Source organism: Hymenobacter cheonanensis, from assembly GCF_030581075.1.
GTDB lineage: Bacteria > Bacteroidota > Bacteroidia > Cytophagales > Hymenobacteraceae > Hymenobacter.
Window position 1 is genome coordinate 1 of sequence record NZ_JAUQSW010000015.1, and the last position, 23,799, is coordinate 23,799.

Genomic DNA, 23,799 nt, shown 5'->3' on the forward strand with positions numbered 1-23,799 from the left:
GCACGTTTGGACCGGGCAGCAGCAGTATCTACACGCTCGTCTTCGTTAAAGGCCAGTAGCCCGCAACCGTTCGACGATTGCGGGCTGGTTGGCATCGACTTTGGCGGCGGTGCGCAGCATTACTGAGGCAAGGGTGGAATGGGACTCGACGAAAGTGGAAACTGCTCTTCGACTTCAGGCGGCACCTGCCAGAGGGAGAGCGCGCCCTTGCACGGCACCGGCGTGGCGAAGGCATGCACGTGGCTCAGGGCCCACGCCCAGCGGCCGGGCGTGTAGTCGCCGGCGGCCACCTCCACAGGCTTGAGTTGACTAGGGGCCACCTCGTCGGGACAATTGGCATGTTGCACGCTAACAATGCGCTTCATACCCGTGAGCTGCACGACCCCGAGCACTGACCCACGGGGCAACGTATCGAAGGTGAGGCCGTGCTGGGCCAGGATGCCGCGAATGATGGGGTCGGTTTCGCACACCTCGCGCGCCCAGGCGGGTTTGCCAGCACTAGCCGCGATGGCCAGCGTGCCGCGGTGCTGGGTAGCCCACGAGCGAGTTTCGTATTCTTTGTAGCCCAGCATGATGAGCGTAGCCCAGGGCTGAAGAAGTGAGAGGGCTTTCATTTGGTGGCAGTGCTAGAAGTGGGGCGCGGGCACAGCGCGCAATGGTGGTAGGTGCTCAGCACCTCGCCGCAGCTGGGGCAATGGGTGTCGGGGTTGGGCTGGGTTGTGGGCATGAAGAAGTAGTTTTGACTTATGCTACTGACGTTATTGCTAGACCCGCACAGCTTCTTTCCACCAGGATTCTGGTCGATAGTCCTCGCGGTGCTGCTCGTGCTAGTTGGGTTGGGCATCGGGCTGTTATGCATGTTGCGCGCCTTGTGGCGTAGTGGAAAGGATTGGGCGCAGTTGCTAGCGCTGGCGGTAGCTGGTGGCGTGCTGGTGGCTATTGCTAGCTTCTGGCAGGGAGTGCTACATCACTAGGCTAATGCTAGGCCGCCTGAGGTGGATAATTGGTTTGGTGGCGCTGGGCCCGGGCGGTGGCTTCGGCTTCCGCCAGGGCGAGGCCTGGGCCGCGCCGCTGCTGGTAGTAGGCGAGTAGCTCGGCGAAGCGGGCGCCGTCGGCCTGGCGCAACTCCCGGCGCACGTGCACGGCCATGCGTTTGCTGTAGGCCTCGGTGCTCATCAGAAGGGCGCGTTGGGGTCGACAGGCATGCTGGCCAGGGGCGCGGGCTGCCCGAAGTCGCCGGCCGTACCCACGCGAATACCTAAGGGCTGGTAGTCGAGCACGGTTTCGATGGCGCCCACCACGTGCGGCTCATTCTCCGGCAGGTCGGAGTAGGCCCCGGTGCGCATCACCGACCGCACCAGGGCCGTGCCCAGCCCGCCGTTGCGGTGCTTGGCCACAATCAGCTCGGTGAGGTCGGTAGTGGGGTTGCCCATCTCATCCTCCATGATTTTGTAGTACTCCGGCCGGTAAGGGAAAATCACCAGGTCGGCATCCTGCTCGATGGCGCCCGACTCGCGCAGGTCGCTGAGCTTGGGCTTGTTGTCGCCGCCGCGCTTCTCGGTGTCGCGGCTCAGCTGTGAGAGGGCAATGACGGGAATGTGCAACTCCTTGGCAATGAGCTTGAGCCCGCGGCTGATGGCGCTGATTTCCTGCTCCCGGTTGCCGCCCTTGCCGGCGCGGGCGGTGGCCAGCTGCAGGTAGTCGACGGCGAGCCAGGTAATGCCGTGCTCCTGCTTGGCCTTGGTGGCCTTGGCCCGCAGCTCCTCGATGTTGATGCCGGGCGTGTCGTCGAGCACCATGCCCATCTGGCGCAGGGCCGCGCCCCGCTCCCGGATGCTCTCGGCTTCCTGCTTCGAGAGGCCAATGCCGCGGGTGAGCTGGTTGGTGGTGTACTGCAGCTCGGTGGCCAGCATCTTGGTTACGAGTTCCTCGCTGCTCATCTCCAGGCTCGATATCATGCCCGGGTAGCCGGCGGCGACTGCCTTGCGGGCCGTGGCCAGCATCAAGCTGGTTTTGCCCATGCCGGGCCGCGCGGCCTCGATGATGAGGTTGCCCGGCTGCCAGCCGCCGGTGATGCGGTCGAGCGCCCACAGGCCCGACGGCACGCCCGTAATACCCGACTCGACCTGCGAGGCCGCGACAATCTTATCGACCACCCGGTCGTAGAGTTCGCCCACCAACTGCGGCCGGCGTACCTGCATGGAGGTACTCAAGCTGTTGAGCGTGGCGTAGGCATCAGCTAGCAAGGTGTCGGCCGCTACCATCGGGCTGCGGGCCTTGCCCAGCAGCTCCGTGGCCACGTTCCAGATTTCGCGCTTGGTGTAGTGCTCGAGCAGCACGGCGCAGTGCGTGGGCAGAATGCCGGCGCCGCTCATGTAGGTGGCCAGGCCCGCCACGCTAGCCGGCCCGCCCACCTCGCTGAGCTTGCCGGCCGCGGCTAGCTGCTGCACCACGGTAAGCGTATCGACGGCCTGGCCGCTGGTGCTCAGCGTGACGATGGCCCGAAACACGTGCTGGTGAGCGGGAATGTAGAAAACGTTGGCGTTGGCCCGCAGCAGGGCCAGCACGGTGGCCACGGCCGGCGCTTCGAAGAGCATGGCCCCGAGCACGGCGGCTTCGATGTCGGGGGCGCTGGGCGGGGGTAGCGTTTCGGTGCGGGCCGGCCGGGCCGGCGGGGTAATAAATTTTTGGGGCTGCATGGCTAGATGACGGGTTGCTGCTGCGCGGTGGCAGCGGTTTTGATGTTGAGCTTGGCATGGGTTGGCGGGGGCGGTGGCTGGCCATGACCGGCGGGCCGCGCCTGGGCCTTGGCCGCGACGCTGGGCCAGTCGCAGCCGCACCACTCGCCCTGGGCGTAGTCGTCGGCCGGGCTGCCCAGCCAGCGGTCGAGCTGGTGGGGCCGCACGCCGGGGCGTAAGTGGCCAGCCAGGTAGCCGGCCAGCTGCAGCCTCACGTCGGGCAGGCGGCCGAGGCGGGCCATGCAGCGCGTGAAGGCATGAATGCGGGCCCACTTGGGCTGATTGCGGATTTCGGATAGGTCCCAGATGGGCGCTATCTCGGCGGCCAGGGCCCTGGCCTCGGCCGCTAGCGCTTCCGGCAGCTCGGCAGCCGCCACGGGCCGGGACTCGGCAGCGTGGGGGGGCTCCGCAACGGGGGGCACTAACTCTGGTTTTTTGGCGGTCAGAGGGGCGAGAGTTATTTCCTCCGCAGCCTCCCCCACCTTTTTTTTTGTTTGGTCTTCTCTAGTCTGGTCTTGTCTATTCCTTATAGGTGGGGAAAAATTCCCCTTGAGAAGGGGCCTATCCGGCATTTCAAGGGGAATTTCTCCCCCTGAGAAGGGGCCTATTTCGGAATCTTGAGGGGAATTATTCCCCACGTGTTGAGGGGAAAAATTCCCCTCGACTAGCTGCCAATCAGCAGCCGGGCCGTAGTTCAGGTGCCAGGTGCCCGAGGCGATTTTAGTGCCGGCGGTGTGCCGCAGCAGGCCGCGCGCTACCAGTTGAGCCGTGGCGCGCTCGAGCGATTTCTTATCAACTTCCAGGTCGATGTACACCTGGTTAGCGCGGCGGTAGAGCACGGCCGGCCAGCGGGCCTGGTTGAACTCGTGCAGCCAGTACATGTACAGCTTCGTGGCCAGCGGCGCAATCGTCTGCTGGGCATTAAGCTGAAAGAATTGGTCGAAGAGTTCGAAGAAGGACATGGGTTTAGGCAGCAAAGAGTTGGGATTGGGCGGCTGCCTTAGCCTTGGGGTCGAGTGAGCGCAGCGTCTCCAGCTCGTGGAAGTGGCGCAGCACTTTGTAGGTGCGCTCCACGTCGGACATGGCCCGGTGGGCACCCTTGTTGCTGAACTTGAGTCGGTCGCAGAGCTCGGTCAGGCCGCACTTAGCCCCCTTGGCTGAGCGGGCCCGCGCTAACTGGAGCGTGCAAAACCATTTGTTGGGCAGCATCTCGCGGCCCTGGCGCAGGCAGGCATGCTGGAGCTTGCTGCGGTCGGCGCCTACGTTGTGGGCGATGAGCAGCGAATCGCCAGCTAGGGTGATGAACTTTTGCAGCACCGCCGTTTCCGGCGTGGCACGGCGTACCTGGCTCTCCGTGATGGTAGTGAGCTCGGTCGTCTTAGGCCAGAGCCAGTCCGTGAAGCGCACGAACGACTCGTAGCGGTCCACTTCCTGCCAGTTTTTATAGCGGATGGCGGCTAGCTCCAGCAGGAAATCGCCCTGGTACTCGGTATCGATGATGGTGAAATCACCAAACAGGTCGGTGGTGGGCTCGGGCGTGGGGGCCACGCGCATCGCCGCCGGCGCGGGCGCCGGGCCCAGGCCGCGGATGCCGTTGAGCTTCTTATCGGCCAGCTTACGCGCCGCCTTTTCCTGGTCAGCCAGCAGCTTGCGGGCGGTCGAATCCTTACGAAAGCGCAGCAGGGCCTGCGTGTAGTCCAGCTTGGTAATGCGCTGACAGCCATAGGGCAGGCCGAACGCTAGCTGGGTCGGGCGGTAGATAGTCTTATCCTCGTATTCGACCACCGACTCCAGCCGGTCGCGCTTGCCGCCGAGCGTGAGCTTCAAGTACTCCCGTTTCCAGGAGTACTTGCTGTGGCTCATCGACGAGTGCAGCAGAAAGTAGAAGGCCTGCGCGCTGCTCATGCCATAGCCTCCTCTCTCGTAAATCGGTAAGCTTCCCACGTCTGATTGAGGAGGTGCTGCTCAGTAAAATTTTCTAAGCAGCCAGGCATGGGATAGATATTGCCGATTGCCGACTTTTTAATGACGTAGCGGCTCAGGTCTGGCCAAGTACAGATGCGTAGCTTCACCTCATCACGTGCCGGCCGCATCCACAGGGTATCAAGTAGCGTGCCTTCGAAAGGCTTGCCTTCGTCTGGTTGCACCCGTACCTGGTCACCGGCCACGAGCAGAGCCCACCCACCGGGCCGGAAGCCCAGGCCATTGGGGTAAGCCAGCGGCGGCGTAGGCAAGTCAGCTAGCCGGTACTCGTAGCCACCAATAGCAAAGGCTACGGTACCATCTGAGTGACCACGTGTGAGGCGGGTTAGCACCGGCTTCCCTTCTGGCCAGTGCGGTAGCTTGTGTGGAAAAAGTACCGACACCATCAGGCCAGGCACTACTTGGTAGTAGTGCTCAAGTGGATAGCCAGCAGCAGCAACGGGCTCCCGGTGACAGGTTGGCCCGCCACCCTCGCTGGCAACTCGTGCCTGCAGTGAGGTGAAACAGGGCACAGATGCCAGCGGGGCAGCTAGCTGAGTTAGCGCATTAAATAGTGATAACTGGCTCATCCTGCCACCTCCCCTCTGCGCTGCTGCTCGGCCACAATCACATTCAGGTGCCCGCGTAGGGCCGTGCCCAGCGTGCCGCGTGGGCCTTCCTCCACGATGGCCAGACCGCGCCCCACCTCACTGGCTGCCTGGGTCAGCTCAGCGGTTTCGACCTGCTGGTAGTGAGCGGCCAGGGCATTGCTAACCTGTTCTGGCGTAGCCGTAAGCACGGCCGCCGGGTAGTCTTTCCAGTGACGGTTCATGCTGCGGCCCCCTTCTTTTTGCCTTTGCAGTCAAACCAGGGTAGCGTTGGCTCCTCCCGAATGGGCGCTGGAGCAGGTGCCGGCAGTACGTCGGCCTCAGTGACTGAAGGTTTCCAATTCACCCAGGCGCGATAAGCGTCCTGGCCCGTGCCGGTGCGGGCCGCCAGCGCGTAGGCCATTCGGCGCGGGTGGCTGGGCAGCAGCTTGCGCATTTGCTCCAGCATGCGACCAATGGGTGAGAGCCCGGCGCTCTTCACCTTGGCACTCACGCGGGCATTGAGTACCGGCGTAGCTGGTTGCTTTTCTTGTTTGCCGCTGCGCTTCGACTTGCCTTTGGTCGCCTGGCTCTGGGCGGTGGCCTTCGCCTGCTTGGTGCGCTTGAGGCCGTGGTAGATGGCCCAGCTCATTATCTGCTGCCGGCTGCGGCCGGGGGCCAGTAGCAGCAAGTCCGGCCAAGCCGCTGTCGGGTACAGCCGGCGGATGTTAGCCTGCTCCTGCGCCGTAAAAAGGGGGCCACACGGCGGCGATGCCGCCGGTACTGCAGCGTTGACCATAGCGGGTGGTGGTGCTGGGCTAGCACCAGTGCGGCGTGCGGGCCGCAAAGCGGTTGTTGTCATACTTTTGTGGGGTATAGGTTGAAAAAATGAGGAGGGGTCACCGTGTCCGCGGTGGCCCTTTCTCGTGCCCTGGGGTGGACTCGAACCACCGACCTCTGCTGTGCAGCGCGCTACCATCCGCGACCAGGGCAGGGAGCTAGGCTGCGGCCGGCAGGGCAGCTGCCCCAGCACCACCTTCCCGCTCCTGGATAGCCTCATTCAGCACCTCAATCAGCTCGTGCGCCCGGTCAGTATCGAGCCGGTTGATAAAGAGCAGTACCGTCGTTTTTTTCGGGCGCGTGATGACGGGTATCTCGATTAAGCGCTTGATTTCCTGCTTCTGGCCGTCGGTAGCGAACACCACGGGCGCTTTGCCATCGAGCGTTGGGCGGTCGCGGAATTGCTGCACCAGGCCGGCGCTAGTGGTCGTGGCCTCCTGGGTGATGACCGTCTTGGGGGCCTTTTTCTTGGGTTGTTTCTCTAGCCAGGCCAGCACCGTTTTGCCTTTCTGCTCGGTAAGCGTATCGAGGTTGTCGACGAGCTTGGCTTCATAGCCCTCGCCGCCGGCATGGTTGGCATCAAAGGCATCGACGGCCAGCAGAATCAGCTTGCGGGTTTGGGCACTCAGCGGCTCACCCTCGACGCTGGCCAGTGGGCTAGCCACCGCGGCGCGCTCCTGCACCACTTCGGCGCCAGTGCCCAGCTCTGTGGCGGCGGGCAGGTGCACAGCCGTGGCCTGGGGCAGCGTATCAAGTTCGCTTTCGTCGAGCATGCCCAAGCCGCAGATGCTGAGTGTGGCCCGGCGCTTGGCTTTGGTTTCGGCCTTCATGAAGGCGTTGGCCAGTGCCTCGCCCTTGAGGTTGGTGACGGGCACGGCGCCGGTACCGGCATCGGTGCGGCCGGTGCTATCCACCACGTAGGCCACCACCACGAACACGTCGCCTTCCTGGCGTTGCTCCAGCTTGGTGACGCTCACGCCCCAGAGCTTGCGCAGCTGTTCGGTGCACGACTTGGTGGCGTACATCACCTCTTTGCCCGAGAGCTTCAGAATCTGGAAGGGCTGGGTGTGCGGGTTCAGGCTCAGCGACTGGCACAGCTGCACGTAGTAGCGCACGCGCGCCGGGTTGTCCATCTTGGAGAGGTCGCCGCCGAGCACGAGGCTGGCAATCGTATCGGCCTGCTCAGCCGAGAGGGTGGCCGCGGCGGTAGCCGGCGCCACGGTCAGGTTGGTTGACTTGAGGGTCATATCTTTGTCGAAGAAGAATGGTTGAATGATGAGCCGCCGGGTGTGCGCCCGGCGGCTTTTCTTTTTTAGTTGCTGAGGTAGTCGGACTCGTACCAGGCTGCGGCGCCGTGGGCTAGCTCAGTCGGGTGCTGAGGCTCAGCCGGCTCCTTGCCCGGGTAGAGCGCCGTGCCCAGGATGAGGAAAAAGAGGGCGCCTAGCAGCAGGCGCAGCATGCCAATGGAGAGCAAGGCAGTAGCCTGCTGATGCAGCGAGGGCGCGGGTGCCGCCGGGCGCTCCGGCTGGGCGCGCAGCTGCTGGCGGTAGTCGGCCAGGGCGCGGGCGCGGGTAGTGAGGTGGTGAGCCATTTGTGCGAATGGGTTGGGAAAAAGTTGATTAGGCAGCTTGACTGAGCGGGCCGGCTATGCGCTGGGCTAGCCGCTGGCAGCGCTCGACTTCTTGTTGCAGGGCCGGCAGGGCTGCGGCGATTCGCTCGGGCTTGCCGCTCTCCAGGGCCCGGCGCATCTCGCGGCCGTGCACCTTCTGGATAGTGGGCTGGGTCAGCAGCTGCTCGGCCAGTGTCTGGCGGTGGTGCGCGCTGGCCCAGGCCCGCAGCGCCAGGTTTTGTTCACAGGTGCGCGGCATGGGGCTAAGCGGCTAGGCAGGTGGTACCAAGGGATTTTTTGGCAGCTTTCAGCGTGGCCCGTGCCTCCTGGTAGTTGGCATGGGCGATGTTGTAGGCGTTGGGGCTCTCGGCCTGGTCCAGGCGCTGGCGGGCGGCGGCCACGTCAGCCTCGAAAGGGGCCAGCGGGTTGAGAAGGGGCGCTCTCATGGCTAGGCAGCGAGCGCCCGTAGGCCTTGCTTGGTGCGGGCGTAGTCGATGCAGCTCGCTTGCAGGTAGTAGCACTTGGTGCCTTCCTTGCGGTAGGTGATGCGGCCGGGCTCGTGCTTGCCGGGAGCCGAAGCCCGGGCGAATTGCACCAGCGTAGAGCGAGCCTTGATGTTGGCCGCTTCGAGGGCCTGCTCAGTCGGCAGCCACTTCTCCGCGCTGCCGACGTAGGCGCGAAACAGGCCGAGCAGCTCCTCGCGCAGGCTGGTCATGGCCGCCTCGTGCTCTTCTGGGGTGATAAAGGCAACAGTTGGCATGGCTAGGCAGCAATAGAGGCCAGCGTTTGGGCAGCTTCGAGGCTGCCGCACTCTTTGGCAATGCGCAGGGCCTGCTGCACGAAACGGTTGGTAGGCTTGCCCTTGCGCAAGGCCTGTCCTACCGCCTGCTTGGTTACGCCGGCCTCTTTCGCCATTGCCGTAATGCTGCCAGGAGGCAGTAAGTCTATCAAGACCTTTGGCTTTTTGCTTTCCATTTGCCTTACATTTGGTTTACTTTAGCTTTAATACGCCAAATATATTGACAAGTTGTCAATATGTCAAATAAAAAGCAACACTACCTCTAGAAAATTTCCACAATGGGAGCAAAATTGCCAGAAAACAGTGATAAAAAGCCTAGAACACCCTTTGATGTCCTTATCCTGGAAGAGGTTGACAAGATAATTTCCCAAAAAGGGTTCAGAAGCGACCGGCGGTTCTTAATGCATCACGGTTTAGGCGAGTCACTTCTTAGTAAGGTGCGCTCAGGTGTACAGTCAGCCCCACCTACACTTGTTGACATTCTAGTCAAAGAATATCAAGTCCCGTTGTCTTATGTTGAGAATGGCGCAGGCAAGATTTTTTCACCCTATCCTGCGGGCCAAACCAACGTGCAGGCCATAGGGCTACTCTCTGATATTCTAGTTATCAAGTTGCGCCGCGTAAGCTTTAAGGCACGTGCCAGCTTCGGCTACATGCAAATGCAGCGATTTAAAGATTCCGACATTTTTGACACAGTACTATTTCGCCTACCACCCGGCCGCACAGAGGAAGATTATCGGGATGCCCTAGTATTCGACATAGAAGGCGACAGCATGGAACCCAGCCTGCGAGATGGGCAGCAGGTGATTGCCTGGCCTATTCCAGAAAGCAAGTGGGAATACCTACATAACACGGCCTGCGTGGTAGCCTATGCTGAGGAGGTCACGGTAAAAGCCATCCTCAAAAACGACCTCAACAATACCGATGGCCTGACGCTACATGCTACCGGCGGGCCAGGTGGTTCGTTCACGGTGGAGCGCAATGACATTCACTCCATTTGGGAGGTGCGCGAGTTTTATGGCATTGTACCCTTTCGCCTAATAGCGTAAGTATGCCAGCCACCTTCAAACTCGTGCTCGCTGCCAAGGCTGACAGCGACGGCCTGTTCGACGTGCGCCTGCGCCTCACGGCCGACCGGGTGGTGCGCTACCAGAATACAGGCATCGCCCTGCCCGAAAAGCAGTGGAACCCCAACGCCACGCTACTCACCAAGAACTGGGTGCGCACGGCCCACCGCAAGCACGCCGCCTACAACGCCGACCTGCTGCGCTGGCACGACCGGGCCCAGCAGCTGGCCCAGGACAACCCCGGCTGGGGCGCCGACCAGCTAAAGGCGGCCCTGCGCAACGGCGACCTGGACCCCGAAGCGCCTGATTTTATCAAGTTTTGCCACGAGCGGCTCGACGCAGAGCAACAGCTGGTCGACGAGGCCTACGCCAAGCGCCGGCCCACCGTGGGGCTGAGCCAGGGTAGCATCGATGTGCGCCGGCCTTCCATCAACAAGTTTGCCGCCTGGCACGGCAAGCCCCTCCCCTTTCCGCTGCTCACCGTGGAGCTACTCAAAAAGTACGAGCTCTACCTGCTGCACACGGTCGGCAACGCGGCCACGACCGTCGTCAAGGAGCTTAAGACCCTGCGGCTTTTCATCACCAAGGCCATCCGGGCCAAGCTCCTCAAGCCCCAGGATGACCCGATGCACTTTTACGAGTACCCAAGCGGCAAAGCAAAGCGGGTATGGCTGGAGCAGGAAGAGGTAGTGAACTTCGAAACCGTGCCCCTGCCCCGGGCCGCCCACCTGGCCCGCACGGTGTACTTTATTCAGCACTACGCCCACGGCTCGCGCATCGGCGTCATTCTGCGGCTCAAGTGGCAGGACCGCGCCGGTGGGCGCCTGCGCTTCACGATGGATAAAGGAGGCCAGGAAAAGGATGTGGAGGAAACACCCGAGCTTACGGCCCTGCTCGATAGCCTGCTGCCCCCCGGGGGCTCCCCGCGGCCGGGGGCCTATATCCTGCCCTACCTGCCGGCTAACTTCGAGCAGCTGCACCCCCATCAGCAGATACAGGTAATGAAGAATAAGCTCACCACCATTAATGGCTACCTGCGGCGCGCGGCCAAAAAGCTCGGCATCGAGAAGCGCCTGAGCTCCCACGTCGCGCGGCGCACCCTGGCCACGCTCGGCGAGCGGGCGCTGGGCGGTGACTTGCGGGCCACCGGCGGCATGCTGGGCCACCGGCGCACCAGCACGACCGAGATTTATCTGCGCGGCATGGACACCGCGCAGGTGGATACGGCCAGCCACACCGTGTACGAAGCGCTGCGCGTGGGTAAAACACAGGTAAAACAAACAGCAGACGCGCACGGGGCTTCGGCGTCCGATGAAGCAGAGAAAGCCGCCTAGCGTCGAACGGGGGCCGTTCGACAAAGGCGCGTTCGAAAATCTTAGTACGGGTGGTACTACCGCACTTTTTGAAAGGCTGCCTGATTTTCAGGCAGCCTTTTTGGTGCGCGGGGCCGGGGTTTTGGCGCATCTTTACCCAGGTTTTCTTTTGCTAAGTATGATGAATCGCCGTTCGTTTGTGCGGGGCGCGGGGCTGGTGGCCGCCGGCCCGCTGCTAGGGTTTTCGCCGCTGCGGGCAGCACCCGCTTTTCCGGTAGTGCGGCCGGCGGCCAGCCAGCGCCGCTTTCGGAGCCGGGCGGTGGAGAGTGCCATCCGCGAGTTTCAGCAGCAGGTGAAAGACCCCGAGCTGGGGTGGCTTTTCGGCAACTGCTTTCCGAACACGCTCGACACGACGGTGACGCACACCACCCTGGCCGGCCGGCCCGATACCTACGTCATTACCGGCGACATCGACGCCATGTGGCTGCGCGACTCCTCGGCCCAGGTGTGGCCCTACCTGCCGCTGGCCCCGCACGATGCCGCCCTGCGCGAGCTTATTGCGGGCGTGCTCAACCGCCAGACGCAGTGCATCTTGCAAGACCCCTACGCCAATGCCTTCTACGCCGACAAAACCCGGGTGGGCGAGTGGAAGAGCGACCACACGGCCATGCAGCCCGGCGTGCACGAGCGCAAGTGGGAAATCGACTCGCTCTGCTACCCCATCCGGCTAGGCTACCACTACTGGAAAACGACCGGCGACACCCAGCCCTTCGATGCGCAGTGGCGCCGCGCCATCGACCTGATTGTAAAGACCTTCCGTGAGCAGCAGCGCCGCGGCGGCCCCGGCCCCTATCACTTTCAGCGCGAAACCCTGACCTCGACCGATACCCAGCCCCTGGCCGGCTATGGCTACCCGGTGCGGCCCTGCGGCCTCATTGCCTCGGCCTTCCGGCCCAGCGACGATGCCACGCTGCTGCCCTTTCTGGTGCCTGGCAATTTCTTTGCCGTGGCCAGCCTGCGCCAGGCCGCCCTCATGCTCTATGACATTCACCATGAGCAAAATGGCTACAACGACCTCATGGCCTTTGCCGATGAGGTTGCCACCGCCCTGCGCCAGCACGCCCTCGTCACGCATCCCGAGCTAGGCCCGGTCTACGCCTACGAGGTTGATGGCTACGGCGGCCACATCCTCCTGGACGACGCCAACGTGCCCAGCCTGCTGAGCCTGCCCTACCTGGGCGCGCTGCCCCTCAACGACCCCGTTTACCAGAACACCCGCCGGCTGGCCCTCTCGGCCGCTAACCCCTTCTTTTACAAGGGTTCGGCCGCCGAGGGCATTGGCGGGCCGCACGTGGGAGCCGACATGATTTGGCCGCTGGCCATCATCATGCGGGGCCTCACCAGCAACGACGAGGCCGAAATCCGGGGCTGCGTGCAGGCGCTGCGCGCCACCCACGCGGGCACCGGCTACATGCACGAGTCGTTTCACAAAGACGACGCCGGCAAGTTTACCCGCCCGTGGTTTGCCTGGGCCAACACCCTGTTTGGCGAGTTTCTCTGGAAAGTGTACCAGGAGCGCCCCGCCCTGCTGGGCTAGCCCCCAAAAAAAGCGGGGCGCCCCCACCAAAGGAGCGCCCCGCCGGACTAGCCGCAGCAGCGTTTTTTTTAGGATTTTGCCGGGGTGTAAGGGAACTTGCGCGAGGCATTGCGCATGAGCGCATTCACCATATTCTCGGGCGAGCTGCCCACCGAGCCGCTGGCCACGAAATCGTATTTCCAGAGCAGCTTGCCGGCCGCGCCGTCGTGGATGTTCACCGTGATGTTGGCCTGGTTGGTAGCGCCCCAGGCGCCCACCAGCACCCCCAGCGCCACGGCCGCGCCATCGCTCATGGGCTTGGACGTGCGCACGCTCGTGCTGAGCACGGCGTCTACGCCCAGCATTTTGGCCAGCTCCTGGGGCGAGAGGGTACGCATGTCCTGGTCGGTGAGGTTGGCTTTGCGCAGCATGGAGTTGGTAAGGGCTACGTCTTGAAAGTCAACCGTGTAGTGCTGCTGCATCTGGCGGCGCAGCAGCCAGGCGTAGATGCGCGACTGAAAATCGAGGGCGCTTTGCTGCTGCATGTTGCGCATCTGGTCGCTGCTGGTGTTGCGCGCCTCCTTGGGCCGCAGGCCGATGTTGACGCTGGCCGGCAGGATGGCTACCGTCTTATGCGCGGGCGCATACGTGCGGAAATCTTGGGCCAGGTAAATGCTAGGGCCGCACGACGAGCAAAGCAGCACTAAAAAGAAAACGGCCGCAAGGCCCAGGGTACGAATGCGCATAAGGCAAGAAGAAAAATTAAATTGTACAGAAAAAAGAGAGCTGCTAGCCTATGCGCAAAGCTAAGGGCATTGCCCTGCTCTTACCTCTTGCAAAGCCAGATTTTTTTCAGAAAAATATTTTTTGCCGCTGAAATTTTTGCGCGCCCGGCACCTAGTGGCTTATTCAGTACTTTTGCCTGAACCCTATTACTAACCTTCTGTAGTAAAGCATCCTAACTGCTGCTATTTTGTCAACCTCGTCCCACCCCCTGCTACCCCTCACCGAGCCGCTACGCCTCGAAGCCCTGCGGCCGTACCGGGTGTATACTACCATGCAGGACGAGACGTTTGCCGAACTGGTGCGCCTGACGGCCAAGCTCTTCAACGTGCCCATCGCCATCATCGCGTTTGTGGAAGAGGAGGAGGTGCGCTTTGGCCTCAACTACGGGCTGGCGCCGGACATGGACCGAGTGAACCGCTGGGAAACGCTGTGCTCGGTGGCCATGCTGCACGATGAAATCAGCGTGTTTGAGGACCTGCGCGAGCGTCCCTGCGAGCTTATCAACCCGCTGCTGGTGCAGCGTCTCAACCTGGGTTTTTATGCGGGCTGCGCCCTGCGCACGCCCGAGGGCTATTCTATTGGGGTGCTGTGTGTTATCGACCACAAGCCGCGCCAGTTCAGCCCCGCCGAGGCCGACCTGCTGCAGCGCCTGGCCGGGGCCGTGATGAGCCTGCTCGACCTGCGCCTGCACCTGCTGCAGCAGCCCACCTGGAACCAGCAGCTATGGGCCAGCGTGTACGCCCGCATCGATACCTCCATTACCCGCCTCGAAACCCTGGCCGCGCTGGCCAGTTGGGAAACGCAGCCCGACACGCCCGCCGCCCAGGCCTACCAGGCCTCGACACTTGAGGAGATGGTGCAGATTATTGACGTGCTTACCGGGCACATCCGGGCCCTGCAAGCCTAGCGGCGGCGGGCGGGGCTTCCCGTTAGCTCTGCCTCGAAGGCGTTGTGAAACGCCTGCAAGCCTAGCGGCGGCGGGCGGGGCCTAGCTTTGTGCCACCATGCCCAAGCCTTCCCGTTTTTCGCTGCCGCCCGTGCCGGCCGTACTATTGGCCATTATCAGCGTGCAGGGCGGGGCGGCCATTGCCAAGGGGCTGTTTCCGGTGGTGGGGGCGGCGGGCACCGCCAGCCTGCGCATTGGGCTCTCGGCCCTGATGCTGCTGGTGGCGGTGCGGCCCCGGCTGGGGCAGCTGCGGGCGGCGCAGTGGCGGGCGGTGGTGCCCTACGGCGTGGCGCTGGGCGCCATGAATTTCCTGTTTTATTGCGCCCTGGCCAGGGTGCCGCTGGGGCTGGGCGTCACGCTCGAGTTTGTGGGGCCGCTGCTGGTGGCGCTGGCCGGCTCGCGCCGCTGGCTCGATGTGCTATGGGCCGTGCTGGCGGGCGCGGGCATTGCCCTCATTGCACCCTGGGGCGGCCACGGCATTGATGTGGTGGGCATGCTGTTTGCGCTGGCGGCGGGCGGCTGCTGGGCAGTATACATTGTGCTGGGTGGGCGCGTGGCCGAGGTGCTGCCCGGCAACACGGCCGTGGCTGTGGGTATGCTGTTTGCTACGCTGGCGGTGCTGCCCTTTGGCGTGGCCAGCGGGCAGTTGAGGGCGCTCACGCCGCGCCTGCTGGCGCTGGGGGCGGCGCTGGCGCTGCTATCGAGCGCGCTGCCCTTCACCCTGGAAATGCAGGCGCTCAAGCGCTTACCCACGCGCACCTTCAGCATCCTGATGAGCCTGGAGCCGGCCGCCGCGGCCCTCTGCGGCTGGTTTTTTCTGCGCGAGCGCCTCTCGCCCGGCCAGTGGCTGGCCGTGCTGCTCGTGATGGCGGCCAGCGCGGGCGCCACGCTCACGGCCCGCAAGGTGCTGGCCGCCACCGGCGGCGAGTAGCCGGCAGGCCGCCTTACCGGGCAGCCTCTGAACGGCCCGCTGGCGCACGCAGTCAACCGGGCTGCCAACCCCGGCGGCCAGTGGCGTGTTTAATAGGCAGGCCCAGATGAGGCCCCTAGCTTATGTCTGCTTCCTCCCCTGCCGTTGTGCTGTTTGATGGCGTATGCAACCTCTGCAACGGCTTTGTGCAGTTCCTTATTCGCCACGATGCGCAGGCGCGCTTCCGCTTTGCGGCGCTGCAAAGCGAGGCGGGCCAGGCCCTGCTGGCCGCGGCCGGGCACCCACCGCCCGGGCCCGCCGGCCCCGAGTCGGTGCTGCTGCTGGTAGGTGGGCAATTGTATTCGCACTCGGCGGCGGTGCTGCGCATTGCCGGGCTGCTGGGGGGCGGGTGGCGCATAGCGGCGGTGGGCTGGCTGCTGCCCCGGCCCTGGCGCGACGCGCTGTATCGCTTCGTGGCGCGCCACCGCTACCGTTGGTTTGGGCGCCAGGAAAGCTGCTGGCTGCCTACGCCGGCCCTGCGGGCGCGGTTTCTTTAGGCCGGGCTTGGTTGAATGGCGCAATGCGCAAGAAGCTACTCCGGATAGGGAAGCGGCCCCCGTTGCTTTGTGCACCGCTGGTAGGTTATTTAACAACTCCCAATAAATAACCTACCGGCGATGCTGCGCCCGGCCGCTCCGCGCGCCGGCAGGCTTTGTTAGCCCCACTATCAACACCGCAGGCTAAGCCCGTCGAAGCACGGGCCTGTTTCAAGCTCTTCAATACGCGCCAAGCGTGCATAGCTCAAAGCAGCCCAGCGGCTTCCCTGGGTTTTCGATGCAGGCGGGGCTAGCGGCCACCGGCGCCGGCCAGGCGCGCAGCCAGGTCTTCGATGTCGGCGCGGCGAGCCAGCCCGGCCAGCCACTCGGCCGGAATACCGGCTTCGCCATACGCCAGCCCGGCCAGCCCGCCGGCCACCGCGCCGGTGGTATCGGTGTCGTCGCCCAGGTTCACGGCGGCCAGCACCGTGGCGGCGTAGGTATCGTGGCGCAGCAGGCACCACAGGGCCGCCTCCAGGGTGTGCACCACGTAGCCGGAGGACTTTATTTCGGGCTCGGCCACGGCGGGCAGCGTGCCATCCAGAACGGCGCCGTAGTTGGGCCACTCATAAAAAACCGGCCCTTTTGCTTGCTTTTGCAGCCAGTAGTTGGCCAGGGTGCGGGCTTGCTCATAAGCCGCTGCAGGGGCTAACCCACGCACCAGCCCCCGGGCCACCAGCAGGTAAAGCCAGCATCCTAGCGTGGAGCGCGGGTGGCCGTGCGTGACACTGGCTACGGCCTCCGTCAGCGCCCAGGCCGCGTTCAAATCCAGGTTTTCAGCTTGCCAGGTTTGGTGAAATACCAGCGGCAAAATGCGCATCAGCGCGCCATTGCCATTGTCGAACTCCGAGCGCGGGCCGGCCTGGCTAGGGGGCACGCCGCGCTTTAGGCTCTGGATGGCCGCCCGGGTAGCGCCGCCCACGTCAAACCTCTGGTTATGAGCCGTCCAGTAGCCGTTGTCCAGCCAATTACTAGCGCGGCGGCCGAAGTCGACCAAATCGGGCACGCCGGCTAGCCCCTCGGGCCGGGCCAGCGTTTCGGCCAGGCAAAAAGTCAGCGACGAATCATCCGACCACGTGCCGGCCGGCTGGTGGTGGGTGCCGTAGGCGCGCAGACCGGTTACGGGGTCGCGCTGGCGCACGTGGCGGCTGATAAACTCAACGGGCACGCCCAGGGCATCGCCCACGGCCAGGCCCAGCAGGGCCGCGCGGGTAGCAGCAACGGTCATATAAACAGCGTACAAAAAGCGAATGGGTGGCGAAGCTAGCAGCGGGCGCTACAAATGCCGTAGAAGAACCGGGTTTGGCGGCACTATTCATGGCCCCGTCGACGTTTTTGCCGTAGTTACGCTTGGGTTATGCAACAAGCGCTGCCTATCCCCTACATTTGGCTTTCTCCTAATTAATCTCCTGAATGTTCTCCCCTCGCCTCAAAATTAGCTCCTACGCTGGCCTGGTGGCCGCCGTATTCGGGCTGGCGTCTTACCGCTTCTATGAGCACAGCGGCCCGCAGGCGGCCCCTAGCAAAGAGCAGGTGCTGGTAGGCACCATCGTGCAGGGGCTTTCGCAGGCACATTATCAGCCCGAGCGGGTTGATGATGCCTTCAGCAAGCGCGTGTTTGATTTGGCCCTCAAGCGCCTGGACTACCGCAAGAAATTTCTGTTGCAGTCCGACATTGCCCAGCTGACTAAATATCAGCTTGATATCGACGACGAAACCAAGCGGGGCACCCACGAATTCCTGGACCTGAGCACCAAGCTCATGGCCGAGCGCACCAAGCAGATGCAGGCGCTGGCCCACGAGATTCTGGCCAAGCCCTTCACCTTCGACACCGAAGAAACCATCCAGACGGACTTCGAGAAGGCCACCTTCCCCGCCAATGCTGCCGACCAGCGCGAGCAGTGGCGCAAGCTGCTCAAGTACGAGACGCTGACCCGCGTGGCCGAGATGATGGACGAGCAGGACAAGCGCCACGACCGCACCCGCGTGGCTAGCCTCGCCAAGGAGCCCGCCACCGCCGAGCCCGACCGCACCCCCGCTCAAATGGAAGTAGAGGCCCGCAAGCGCGTGCTTAAGTATTACGACGAGCAGTTTGCTGACCAGCCCGATACTAATGAGGTGCTGACCAACTATGCCAATGTCATCGCCAATACCTACGACCCTCACACTGAGTACTTTGCGCCCCGCGACAAGGCGGAGTTTGATATTCAGCTCACGGGCCGCTTCGAGGGTATTGGCGCCACGCTGCGCGAAAAAGACGGCCTGATTTACATCGAAGACATCGTGCCCGGCTCGGCTTCGTACCGCCAGGGCGAGCTGAAGAAGGGCGACGCCATCCTGCGCGTGGCCCAGGCCGCCGCCGAGCCGGTGAGCATCGAGGGCTGGCACACCAACAAGGCCGTGACGCTTATCCGGGGCAAAAAAGGCTCGGAGGTGCGCCTCACCGTGAAGAAGCCCGATGGCTCGACCAAGGTTATTCCCATCATCCGCGACGTGGTGGTAGTGGAAGATACCTACGCCCAGTCGGCCGTTATCAACGACCCCAGCGGCATTAAAATCGGCTACCTGCGCCTGCCGGCGTTCTACGCCGACTTCAACGACAACGGCGGCCGCTCGTCGGCCGAGGACGTGAAGAAGGAGCTGGCCAAGCTTACGGCCGAGGGCGTGAAGGGTGTTATTTTCGACCTGCGCAACAACGGCGGCGGCTCGCTCAACGATGCCGTGGAGATGGCCGGCCTCTTCATGCCCAGCGGCCCCATGGTGCAGGTGCACGACAGCCGCGGCGTTACCAACGTGCTCAACGACAAGGACCCGCGCGTGCAGTACAGCGGCCCGCTCGTGGTGCTGGTGAACAAGTACAGCGCCTCGGCCTCCGAGATTCTGGCCGCTGCCATCCAGGACTATAAGCGTGGCATTATCATGGGTACCACCACGACCTATGGCAAAGGCACCGTGCAGCGCATTATCGACCTCGACGAAACGCTGCCCGCCGAGCTGGCCAGCCTCAAGCCGTTTGGCTCGCTCAAGTTCACGATGCAGAAGTTTTACCGCGTTACCGGCGGCTCGACCCAGTTCAAGGGCGTGGCCTCGGATATCGTGCTGCCCGACCTGTTCTCGTACGTAGACCAGGGCGAGAAGGAGTCGGACTACCCGCTGAAGTGGGACGAGATTAAGCCCGCCGCCTACCGCCCTTGGGACGACCAGCCCAACTACGCCAAGCTCGAAGCCAACAGCAAGGCCCGCGTGGCCGCTAGCCCTGCCTTCCAGCAAATGACCGAGCTGGTGCAGAGCCTGCGCAAGCGCAAGGATGAAACGGTAGTATCGCTGAAGCTTGACAAGTATCGCACCATGCAGCACTTGCTAAAGGCGGAATCAGACAAGTACGAGACGATTCAGAAGACGGCGACCCCGCTAGCCCTTGCCCCCCTCGCGGCCGACCGCACGGCCCTCGGCGGCGACTCAGTGAAGGTAAACCGCGCCATGCGCTTTACCCGCGGCCTCAACAAGGACATCACCGTGGGCGAAGCCGTGAACGTTATTAAAGACGAACAATAAGCGCTAGCCCTGCTAAATAACCATTAGCAAACAGCTTTGCCTTTAAGGCTCCCGGACCAGTGGTTCGGGAGCCTTTTTTGTATCCCTGGCCCTATCACGCACTGCGCAGGATGGGCATTTTTGGCTGCTGGGGGTGGCTAAAAAGACTAGCCAATATTTTTAGTAAATTGCCTTGAATTTTCTTAGCAAACTTGCAACTAAAATCTTTGGCAACGGGTTTACTAAGCATGACTACTAAAACCGAAGCCCGCATTATCCCGCTCATTCCGGCCGACATGTATTCGGCTCCGGTTATGGCCGTTTCGCCCGCCCAAGCCATGCTCACGCCCGAGGAGCAGGAGCAGCAGCGGCTGGCCGACGAAACCTGGCGCCGCTCTATTCCGGCTCAGGTATTTCTCAACTACTTTTTTGCCCTTAGCTACCACATTCAGGAGGGTGAAAGCCCGCTGGGGGGGCTAGCCCACTCGCCTTATTTCCGCCAGCACCAGGCCGAGCTGACCGAAGGCGACGTAACCGCCCTCACCAAGCTGCTGCACTCGTGCTGGAGCACCGAGTATGCTCTGCGCGCCACCGCCGAGCTGGGCGACGAGAACTTCCTGCGTAACGCCCTGCACTGGACCTTCCCGCAGGCTTACCACACCATTTTGTCGGGCCTGCAAGCCTTTCTGTATACGACCGGCGTGCGCTCGAACAACGCCCAGGTTATTCGCCGCGAGGTGGGCCGCCTGGTGGTGAAGAACGCCTACCCACGCCCGGTGTCGTTCTACGCCGCAGGTGCCTACGGCGACTTCAACATTCACCGCCTGCCGCTGGCCGGCTATAAGGCCGGGCTGCACATCGCCTCGCAGGAGATTGATGCCCAGGCCCAGATTGGCCAGTTCTTGCGCACCACGCGCAAGCAAACGGCCATTGCCGTGCGCCAGCAGGTGCAGGCTAATCCCAACACGGCTATCCGCAGCCAGAAAACCGGCAAGCCGCTCGATAAGTGGACGGCCGCCCACTGGCAGCAGATTACCTGGCGCTTGGGCTACACCACTATTTTTGATTTGCTGGGCCGCCTGCGCATCTCGCAGAGCAGCCGAGAGATTGAGCGCTACGTGGAGGCCGACATCGATTTCAAGCTGTTCCACAGCTCGTTGCTGAACGTGGTGAGCTACCTCAACGGCATCCACGAAGCCTACGTGGCCAAGGCCCTGGGCCTGGCCCGCTATGAGCAGCTGGTGCGCGAGCTGCCCACCCACCTGCAAGCCGGCTTTGTGCAGGAGCGCCTGCGCACCCGCGTGCAGCCTATCCTGCTTGGCACCGAGCCGGAGCCCGAGTTTAAGATGGCCGCCTAAATCACGGATTACGCGGATTTTAGCGGATTCCACGGATTTTGTGAACGGTACAGGGCCGCTCCATTCGGGGCGGCTTTTTTCGTGCCGTACTTTTGCACCTCATTTTTACTTTTCACACAGCGGGAACTGCTCTCAAACGCCACCTAACAATTGGCGCAAACAGCTAGCACGGAACTAGGATTAATCGTCCACAAAATCCGTGAAATCCGCTAAAATTCGTGCTAATCCGTGATTCATTTGAGTGAGCAGGAACTCCTGCGCCGCCAAAAGCTCGACGAGCTGAAAGCGCTGGGCATCGAGCCCTACCCTTCCGAACTGTTCGACGTTAATTTCTCGGCCCAGGAAATTCACGACAACTACCACCCCGAGCTAAACAACTTTCAGGAGGTGGCCCTGGCTGGCCGGCTCATGACGGTGCGCGTAATGGGCAAGGCCTCGTTTGCCGAACTCATGGACTCGTCGGGCCGCATTCAGCTCTACGTGAACCGCGACGAGATTTGCCCCGGCGAGGACAAGACGCTGTATAACACCGTTTTCAAGAAGCTGCTCGACCTCGGCGATTTTATCGGCGTGAAGGGCCACGTGTTTAAGACGCAGGTGGGCGAAACCTCCATTCACGTGAAGGAATTGACGCTGCTGGCCAAAGCGTTGCGCCCGCTGCCCGTGGTGAAAGAGCGCATTGATGAAGCCACCGGCGAAAAAGTGGTGTACGACGCCTTCACCGACCCCGAGCAGCGCTACCGCCAGCGCTACGTGGACATGGTGGTGAACCCGCAGGTGCGCGACACGTTCATCAAGCGCACGCAGCTGGTGCAGGCCATGCGCAACTACCTGAACGACAAAGGTTACTTAGAAGTAGAAACCCCAATTTTGCAGCCGCTCTACGGCGGCGCGGCGGCTAGGCCCTTCAAGACGCACCACAACACGCTGGACATGACGCTCTACCTGCGCATTGCCAACGAGCTGTACCTCAAGCGCCTCATTGTGGGCGGCTTCGACGGCGTGTACGAATTCTCGAAGGACTTCCGCAACGAAGGCATGTCGCGCTTCCACAACCCCGAGTTCACCCAGATGGAGCTTTACGTGGCCTACAAGGACTACGCCTGGATGATGGACCTGGTGGAGGAAATGGTGGAGCGCGTGGCGCTAGCCCTGCACGGCAAAACCGAGGTGCAGGTGGGCGACAACCTCATCAACTTCCAGCGCCCCTGGCAGCGCTACACCATGTTTGAGGCCATTGAGAAGTTCACGGGCGTGGCCATCGGCGAGATGGACGAGGCTGCGCTGCGCGAAACGGCTAAAACCCTGAAAGTGGGCCTCGACCCGAGCATGGGCAAGTCGAAAATCATTGACGAGATTTTTGGCGAGCACGTGGAGCCCAAGCTCATCCAGCCCACCTTCATCACCGACTACCCGGTGGAGATGTCGCCCCTGGCCAAGAAGCACCGCGACCACCCCGGCCTCGTGGAGCGCTTCGAAGCCATCTGCAACGGCAAGGAAATCTGCAATGCCTTCTCGGAGCTGAATGACCCCATCGACCAGCGCCAGCGCTTCGAAGACCAGCTGGAGCTGGGCAAGCGCGGCGACACCGAGGCGATGGTGCTCGACGAAGACTTCCTGCGCGCCCTGGAGTACGGCATGCCGCCCACGGCCGGCCTGGGCATCGGTATCGACCGCCTGAGCATGATTATGACCAACTCGCACTCCATCCAGGATGTGCTGTTCTTCCCGCAGATGCGCCCCGAAGTGGTGGCGCAGGAAAAAACCCAACCCAGCGCTTCGTAAGAAGCGCTGGCTAGCGGCCACAAAAAAAGGCCCGCTTCCGAAGGGAAGCGGGCCTTTTTACGAACAGCCGATAAAAGCTGCCAGTGAAACTAGAACTGTGCGATGGGCCGTCTGATTTTACAAGCAGAATGTTTAACCAACTCTGCTAGAAGCTCCTACGACCGGCAATTTTACTACTTTCAGTTAGCGGGCTTCGTTTAAGCCGTTTGTATAGTCTTTAACGCGGCGCTCGGAGTGAGGTTACGCGCCGGGGCATTTTTTTCTAAAAAATTTTGGCTAGGACCCTACGCCAGTGCGCCGCGGAGTTTGGTCTTCGTCACCATCGGCGCTAAAGTCGTCGCGGTGGCTAGCGGCGTAGTCGGTGCCCTGGCCGGCTACCGAGTGGCCGTCGCCGGCGGGCGTAGCCAGGTCGCCGGGCTCGGCGGCACCCATTTTGTCGAACAGCGCATCAGCGGCGTTTTTGTCTTCGCTCACGGCCGCGTCGGGGTTGGTAGCAGAGCCTTGAAACCTGGCCAGGGCATCCTGGGCCAGTTTGCCGAGGCCGCCGGCCCACAGGCTTTTGGCCGACTCGCGGATGCTCTTGCGGGCATCCTCGCCGGTTTCGGGGGCTAGCAGCAGGCCCGTTACGATGCCGGCGGTGGCGCCGGCCAGCAGCGATACAATTACTTTTCCGTTGTCCTTAGGCATCAGTGAAAAGGGTGTTAAAATGAGAGATGGAGTACTGGTTGCAAACGGCGAAGGCCGCCTAGTGGTTAGCCCAAAGCGCAAAAAAGCCCCGCGCCGAGTTGGCGCGGGGCTTTTGTTTGCTAAGAAACTGGGCCTAGCTGGCGCGGTTAGCGGCATCTTTGGCAGCATCGGCGCCTTTGTCAGCCAAGTCCTTGGCCTTATCGGCACCTTTGTCAACGGCATCCTTTGCCTTGTCGGCCACATCGCCGCTTTTGCCTACCAAGTCGTTAATGATTTTGGTTACTTCGGCTTTGCCCTTGCCAAGCTTGTCTTGCAGCTTGCCCAGTAGCTCGTCGCCTTTGCCTTCGGCGTAGGTCAGGTCCTCATCGGTGAGCTGCGCGTACTGCTGCTTCAGCTTGCCTTTGATGTCGTCCCAGTTGCCGGCAATATTGAGGCTGCCGCCAGCACCCAGGATGCCCATATCTTCGAGCTTGTCGCTCAGGCCTTTAAATTTAGTTTCGAGGTCAGCGCTGTACTTATTGAACTGCTCGCCCAGCTGGCCGCCATATTGCTTGGCTGCGCCTTTCCAGTTTTCGAGGGTAGCCGTGCCTTTATCGGGGGCCAGCAGAATGCCGGCGATGATGCCAGCGCTAGCGCCAGCGAGGGCGGCGAGGAGAATTTTGCCTGCGTTGTTATCTTCTTCGCGGTACGACATGAGAAGGAAAGA

The 23,799-nt window shown here is 62.4% G+C and carries 26 protein-coding genes and 1 tRNA gene; 9 read left to right on the top strand and 18 right to left on the bottom strand.

Going from position 1 to position 23,799, the window contains the following annotated elements:
• Positions 1-119: 119 nt before the first annotated feature.
• The 14 genes from Q5H89_RS21530 to Q5H89_RS21595 all read right to left on the bottom strand — a co-directional run bounded on the left by Q5H89_RS21530 (position 120) and on the right by Q5H89_RS21595 (position 8,687).
• Entirely contained in the window at positions 120-614 is a 495-nt protein-coding gene (locus tag Q5H89_RS21530) for an ASCH domain-containing protein (RefSeq protein WP_305021397.1), read from the bottom strand.
• 367 nt (positions 615-981) lie between these two features.
• Entirely contained in the window at positions 982-1,176 is a 195-nt protein-coding gene (locus Q5H89_RS21535; protein ID WP_305021398.1) for a hypothetical protein, read from the bottom strand.
• Positions 1,176-2,699, bottom strand: a complete 1,524-nt coding sequence (locus Q5H89_RS21540) for a replicative DNA helicase (protein WP_305021399.1) — start codon at positions 2,697-2,699, stop codon at positions 1,176-1,178. The genes Q5H89_RS21535 and Q5H89_RS21540 overlap by 1 nt, the downstream gene beginning before the upstream one ends.
• 2 nt (positions 2,700-2,701) lie before the next feature.
• A complete protein-coding gene (locus tag Q5H89_RS21545) occupies positions 2,702-3,700 on the bottom strand; it encodes a hypothetical protein (RefSeq protein WP_305021400.1) in 999 nt (332 codons plus the stop codon).
• Positions 3,701-3,704: 4 nt separating this feature from the next.
• Positions 3,705-4,682: a 3'-5' exonuclease gene (locus Q5H89_RS21550; RefSeq protein WP_305021401.1), complete on the bottom strand. Its 978-nt coding sequence runs from the start codon at positions 4,680-4,682 to the stop codon at positions 3,705-3,707.
• Positions 4,683-5,286: 604 nt separating this feature from the next.
• Entirely contained in the window at positions 5,287-5,532 is a 246-nt protein-coding gene (locus Q5H89_RS21555) for a hypothetical protein (protein WP_305021402.1), read from the bottom strand.
• Positions 5,529-5,978 carry a hypothetical protein gene (locus Q5H89_RS21560; RefSeq protein ID WP_305021403.1) on the bottom strand — a complete coding sequence of 150 codons (450 nt, stop codon included), beginning with the start codon at positions 5,976-5,978 and terminating at the stop codon, positions 5,529-5,531. The genes Q5H89_RS21555 and Q5H89_RS21560 overlap by 4 nt, the downstream gene beginning before the upstream one ends.
• A 236-nt stretch (positions 5,979-6,214) precedes the next feature.
• Positions 6,215-6,279: transfer RNA gene (locus Q5H89_RS21565), tRNA-Cys, on the bottom strand.
• Between the two features lie 6 nt (positions 6,280-6,285).
• Positions 6,286-7,374 (bottom strand): hypothetical protein, encoded by a 1,089-nt coding sequence (locus Q5H89_RS21570; RefSeq protein ID WP_305021404.1) that lies wholly within the window; start codon positions 7,372-7,374, stop codon positions 6,286-6,288.
• 65 nt (positions 7,375-7,439) lie between these two features.
• Complete coding sequence (locus Q5H89_RS21575) at positions 7,440-7,718, bottom strand: hypothetical protein (RefSeq protein WP_305021405.1); 279 nt, start codon at positions 7,716-7,718, stop codon at positions 7,440-7,442.
• A gap of 28 nt (positions 7,719-7,746) precedes the next feature.
• Positions 7,747-7,995 carry a hypothetical protein gene (locus tag Q5H89_RS21580; RefSeq protein ID WP_305021406.1) on the bottom strand — a complete coding sequence of 83 codons (249 nt, stop codon included), beginning with the start codon at positions 7,993-7,995 and terminating at the stop codon, positions 7,747-7,749.
• Between the two features lie 4 nt (positions 7,996-7,999).
• Complete coding sequence (locus tag Q5H89_RS21585; protein WP_305021407.1) at positions 8,000-8,182, bottom strand: hypothetical protein; 183 nt, start codon at positions 8,180-8,182, stop codon at positions 8,000-8,002.
• A 2-nt stretch (positions 8,183-8,184) separates the two neighbouring features.
• On the bottom strand, positions 8,185-8,496 hold the full coding sequence (locus Q5H89_RS21590) for a hypothetical protein (protein WP_305021408.1): 312 nt from the start codon (positions 8,494-8,496) through the stop codon (positions 8,185-8,187).
• Between the two features lie 2 nt (positions 8,497-8,498).
• A complete protein-coding gene (locus Q5H89_RS21595) occupies positions 8,499-8,687 on the bottom strand; it encodes a hypothetical protein (RefSeq protein ID WP_305021409.1) in 189 nt (62 codons plus the stop codon).
• Positions 8,688-8,813: 126 nt separating this feature from the next.
• Between Q5H89_RS21595 and Q5H89_RS21600 the strand changes: the two genes are divergently transcribed.
• The 3 genes from Q5H89_RS21600 to Q5H89_RS21610 all read left to right on the top strand — a co-directional run bounded on the left by Q5H89_RS21600 (position 8,814) and on the right by Q5H89_RS21610 (position 12,512).
• A complete protein-coding gene (locus Q5H89_RS21600) occupies positions 8,814-9,584 on the top strand; it encodes a hypothetical protein (protein ID WP_305021410.1) in 771 nt (256 codons plus the stop codon).
• A 2-nt stretch (positions 9,585-9,586) separates the two neighbouring features.
• Positions 9,587-10,936 carry a tyrosine-type recombinase/integrase gene (locus Q5H89_RS21605; RefSeq protein ID WP_305021411.1) on the top strand — a complete coding sequence of 450 codons (1,350 nt, stop codon included), beginning with the start codon at positions 9,587-9,589 and terminating at the stop codon, positions 10,934-10,936.
• A 157-nt stretch (positions 10,937-11,093) separates the two neighbouring features.
• Positions 11,094-12,512: a glycoside hydrolase family 125 protein gene (locus Q5H89_RS21610; protein ID WP_369810689.1), complete on the top strand. Its 1,419-nt coding sequence runs from the start codon at positions 11,094-11,096 to the stop codon at positions 12,510-12,512.
• Positions 12,513-12,580: 68 nt separating this feature from the next.
• On the opposite strand, the gene Q5H89_RS21615 is transcribed toward Q5H89_RS21610, so the two are convergent.
• On the bottom strand, positions 12,581-13,237 hold the full coding sequence (locus tag Q5H89_RS21615; RefSeq protein ID WP_305021412.1) for a hypothetical protein: 657 nt from the start codon (positions 13,235-13,237) through the stop codon (positions 12,581-12,583).
• A gap of 227 nt (positions 13,238-13,464) precedes the next feature.
• On the opposite strand from Q5H89_RS21615, the gene Q5H89_RS21620 reads away from it, so the two are divergent.
• From Q5H89_RS21620 to Q5H89_RS21630, 3 genes are all read left to right on the top strand, one after another.
• On the top strand, positions 13,465-14,184 hold the full coding sequence (locus tag Q5H89_RS21620; RefSeq protein ID WP_305021413.1) for a GAF domain-containing protein: 720 nt from the start codon (positions 13,465-13,467) through the stop codon (positions 14,182-14,184).
• A 97-nt stretch (positions 14,185-14,281) separates the two neighbouring features.
• Complete coding sequence (locus Q5H89_RS21625; RefSeq protein ID WP_305021414.1) at positions 14,282-15,154, top strand: EamA family transporter; 873 nt, start codon at positions 14,282-14,284, stop codon at positions 15,152-15,154.
• 122 nt (positions 15,155-15,276) lie between these two features.
• Positions 15,277-15,690 carry a thiol-disulfide oxidoreductase DCC family protein gene (locus Q5H89_RS21630; RefSeq protein WP_305021415.1) on the top strand — a complete coding sequence of 138 codons (414 nt, stop codon included), beginning with the start codon at positions 15,277-15,279 and terminating at the stop codon, positions 15,688-15,690.
• Positions 15,691-15,979: 289 nt separating this feature from the next.
• Here the strand turns inward: Q5H89_RS21630 and Q5H89_RS21635 are convergent, their stop codons facing one another.
• Positions 15,980-16,957 carry an ADP-ribosylglycohydrolase family protein gene (locus Q5H89_RS21635; protein ID WP_305021416.1) on the bottom strand — a complete coding sequence of 326 codons (978 nt, stop codon included), beginning with the start codon at positions 16,955-16,957 and terminating at the stop codon, positions 15,980-15,982.
• A 185-nt stretch (positions 16,958-17,142) separates the two neighbouring features.
• Between Q5H89_RS21635 and Q5H89_RS21640 the strand changes: the two genes are divergently transcribed.
• From Q5H89_RS21640 to lysS, 3 genes are all read left to right on the top strand, one after another.
• Positions 17,143-19,284: a carboxy terminal-processing peptidase gene (locus Q5H89_RS21640; protein WP_305021417.1), complete on the top strand. Its 2,142-nt coding sequence runs from the start codon at positions 17,143-17,145 to the stop codon at positions 19,282-19,284.
• Between the two features lie 227 nt (positions 19,285-19,511).
• Positions 19,512-20,621 (top strand): hypothetical protein, encoded by a 1,110-nt coding sequence (locus Q5H89_RS21645; RefSeq protein ID WP_305021418.1) that lies wholly within the window; start codon positions 19,512-19,514, stop codon positions 20,619-20,621.
• A 228-nt stretch (positions 20,622-20,849) separates the two neighbouring features.
• Positions 20,850-22,406: a lysine--tRNA ligase gene (lysS, locus tag Q5H89_RS21650; RefSeq protein ID WP_305021419.1), complete on the top strand. Its 1,557-nt coding sequence runs from the start codon at positions 20,850-20,852 to the stop codon at positions 22,404-22,406.
• 276 nt (positions 22,407-22,682) lie between these two features.
• Here lysS and Q5H89_RS21655 read toward each other — a convergent pair whose 3' ends face one another.
• Both Q5H89_RS21655 and Q5H89_RS21660 read right to left on the bottom strand, forming a co-directional pair.
• The gene (locus Q5H89_RS21655) at positions 22,683-23,093 is read right to left on the bottom strand and encodes a YtxH domain-containing protein (protein WP_305021420.1); all 411 of its coding nucleotides are present in this window, start codon (positions 23,091-23,093) and stop codon (positions 22,683-22,685) included.
• Positions 23,094-23,226: 133 nt separating this feature from the next.
• On the bottom strand, positions 23,227-23,787 hold the full coding sequence (locus tag Q5H89_RS21660; RefSeq protein WP_305021421.1) for a CsbD family protein: 561 nt from the start codon (positions 23,785-23,787) through the stop codon (positions 23,227-23,229).
• Positions 23,788-23,799 lie beyond the last annotated feature (12 nt).

Coding starts and splice junctions, on each gene's coding strand:
- Q5H89_RS21640 (WP_305021417.1), top strand. CDS start 17,143: ATGTTCTCCCCTCGCCTCAAAATTAGCTCCTACGCTGGCCTGGTGGCC.
- Q5H89_RS21645 (WP_305021418.1), top strand. CDS start 19,512: ATGACTACTAAAACCGAAGCCCGCATTATCCCGCTCATTCCGGCCGAC.
- Q5H89_RS21660 (WP_305021421.1), bottom strand. CDS start 23,787: ATGTCGTACCGCGAAGAAGATAACAACGCAGGCAAAATTCTCCTCGCC.
- Q5H89_RS21655 (WP_305021420.1), bottom strand. CDS start 23,093: ATGCCTAAGGACAACGGAAAAGTAATTGTATCGCTGCTGGCCGGCGCC.
- Q5H89_RS21585 (WP_305021407.1), bottom strand. CDS start 8,182: ATGAGAGCGCCCCTTCTCAACCCGCTGGCCCCTTTCGAGGCTGACGTG.
- Q5H89_RS21570 (WP_305021404.1), bottom strand. CDS start 7,374: ATGACCCTCAAGTCAACCAACCTGACCGTGGCGCCGGCTACCGCCGCG.
- Q5H89_RS21635 (WP_305021416.1), bottom strand. CDS start 16,957: ATGACCGTTGCTGCTACCCGCGCGGCCCTGCTGGGCCTGGCCGTGGGC.
- Q5H89_RS21535 (WP_305021398.1), bottom strand. CDS start 1,176: ATGAGCACCGAGGCCTACAGCAAACGCATGGCCGTGCACGTGCGCCGG.
- Q5H89_RS21540 (WP_305021399.1), bottom strand. CDS start 2,699: ATGCAGCCCCAAAAATTTATTACCCCGCCGGCCCGGCCGGCCCGCACC.
- Q5H89_RS21530 (WP_305021397.1), bottom strand. CDS start 614: ATGAAAGCCCTCTCACTTCTTCAGCCCTGGGCTACGCTCATCATGCTG.
- Q5H89_RS21600 (WP_305021410.1), top strand. CDS start 8,814: ATGGGAGCAAAATTGCCAGAAAACAGTGATAAAAAGCCTAGAACACCC.
- Q5H89_RS21615 (WP_305021412.1), bottom strand. CDS start 13,237: ATGCGCATTCGTACCCTGGGCCTTGCGGCCGTTTTCTTTTTAGTGCTG.
- Q5H89_RS21605 (WP_305021411.1), top strand. CDS start 9,587: ATGCCAGCCACCTTCAAACTCGTGCTCGCTGCCAAGGCTGACAGCGAC.
- Q5H89_RS21610 (WP_369810689.1), top strand. CDS start 11,094: ATGATGAATCGCCGTTCGTTTGTGCGGGGCGCGGGGCTGGTGGCCGCC.
- Q5H89_RS21575 (WP_305021405.1), bottom strand. CDS start 7,718: ATGGCTCACCACCTCACTACCCGCGCCCGCGCCCTGGCCGACTACCGC.
- Q5H89_RS21545 (WP_305021400.1), bottom strand. CDS start 3,700: ATGTCCTTCTTCGAACTCTTCGACCAATTCTTTCAGCTTAATGCCCAG.
- Q5H89_RS21625 (WP_305021414.1), top strand. CDS start 14,282: ATGCCCAAGCCTTCCCGTTTTTCGCTGCCGCCCGTGCCGGCCGTACTA.
- Q5H89_RS21580 (WP_305021406.1), bottom strand. CDS start 7,995: ATGCCGCGCACCTGTGAACAAAACCTGGCGCTGCGGGCCTGGGCCAGC.
- Q5H89_RS21590 (WP_305021408.1), bottom strand. CDS start 8,496: ATGCCAACTGTTGCCTTTATCACCCCAGAAGAGCACGAGGCGGCCATG.
- Q5H89_RS21630 (WP_305021415.1), top strand. CDS start 15,277: ATGTCTGCTTCCTCCCCTGCCGTTGTGCTGTTTGATGGCGTATGCAAC.
- Q5H89_RS21555 (WP_305021402.1), bottom strand. CDS start 5,532: ATGAACCGTCACTGGAAAGACTACCCGGCGGCCGTGCTTACGGCTACG.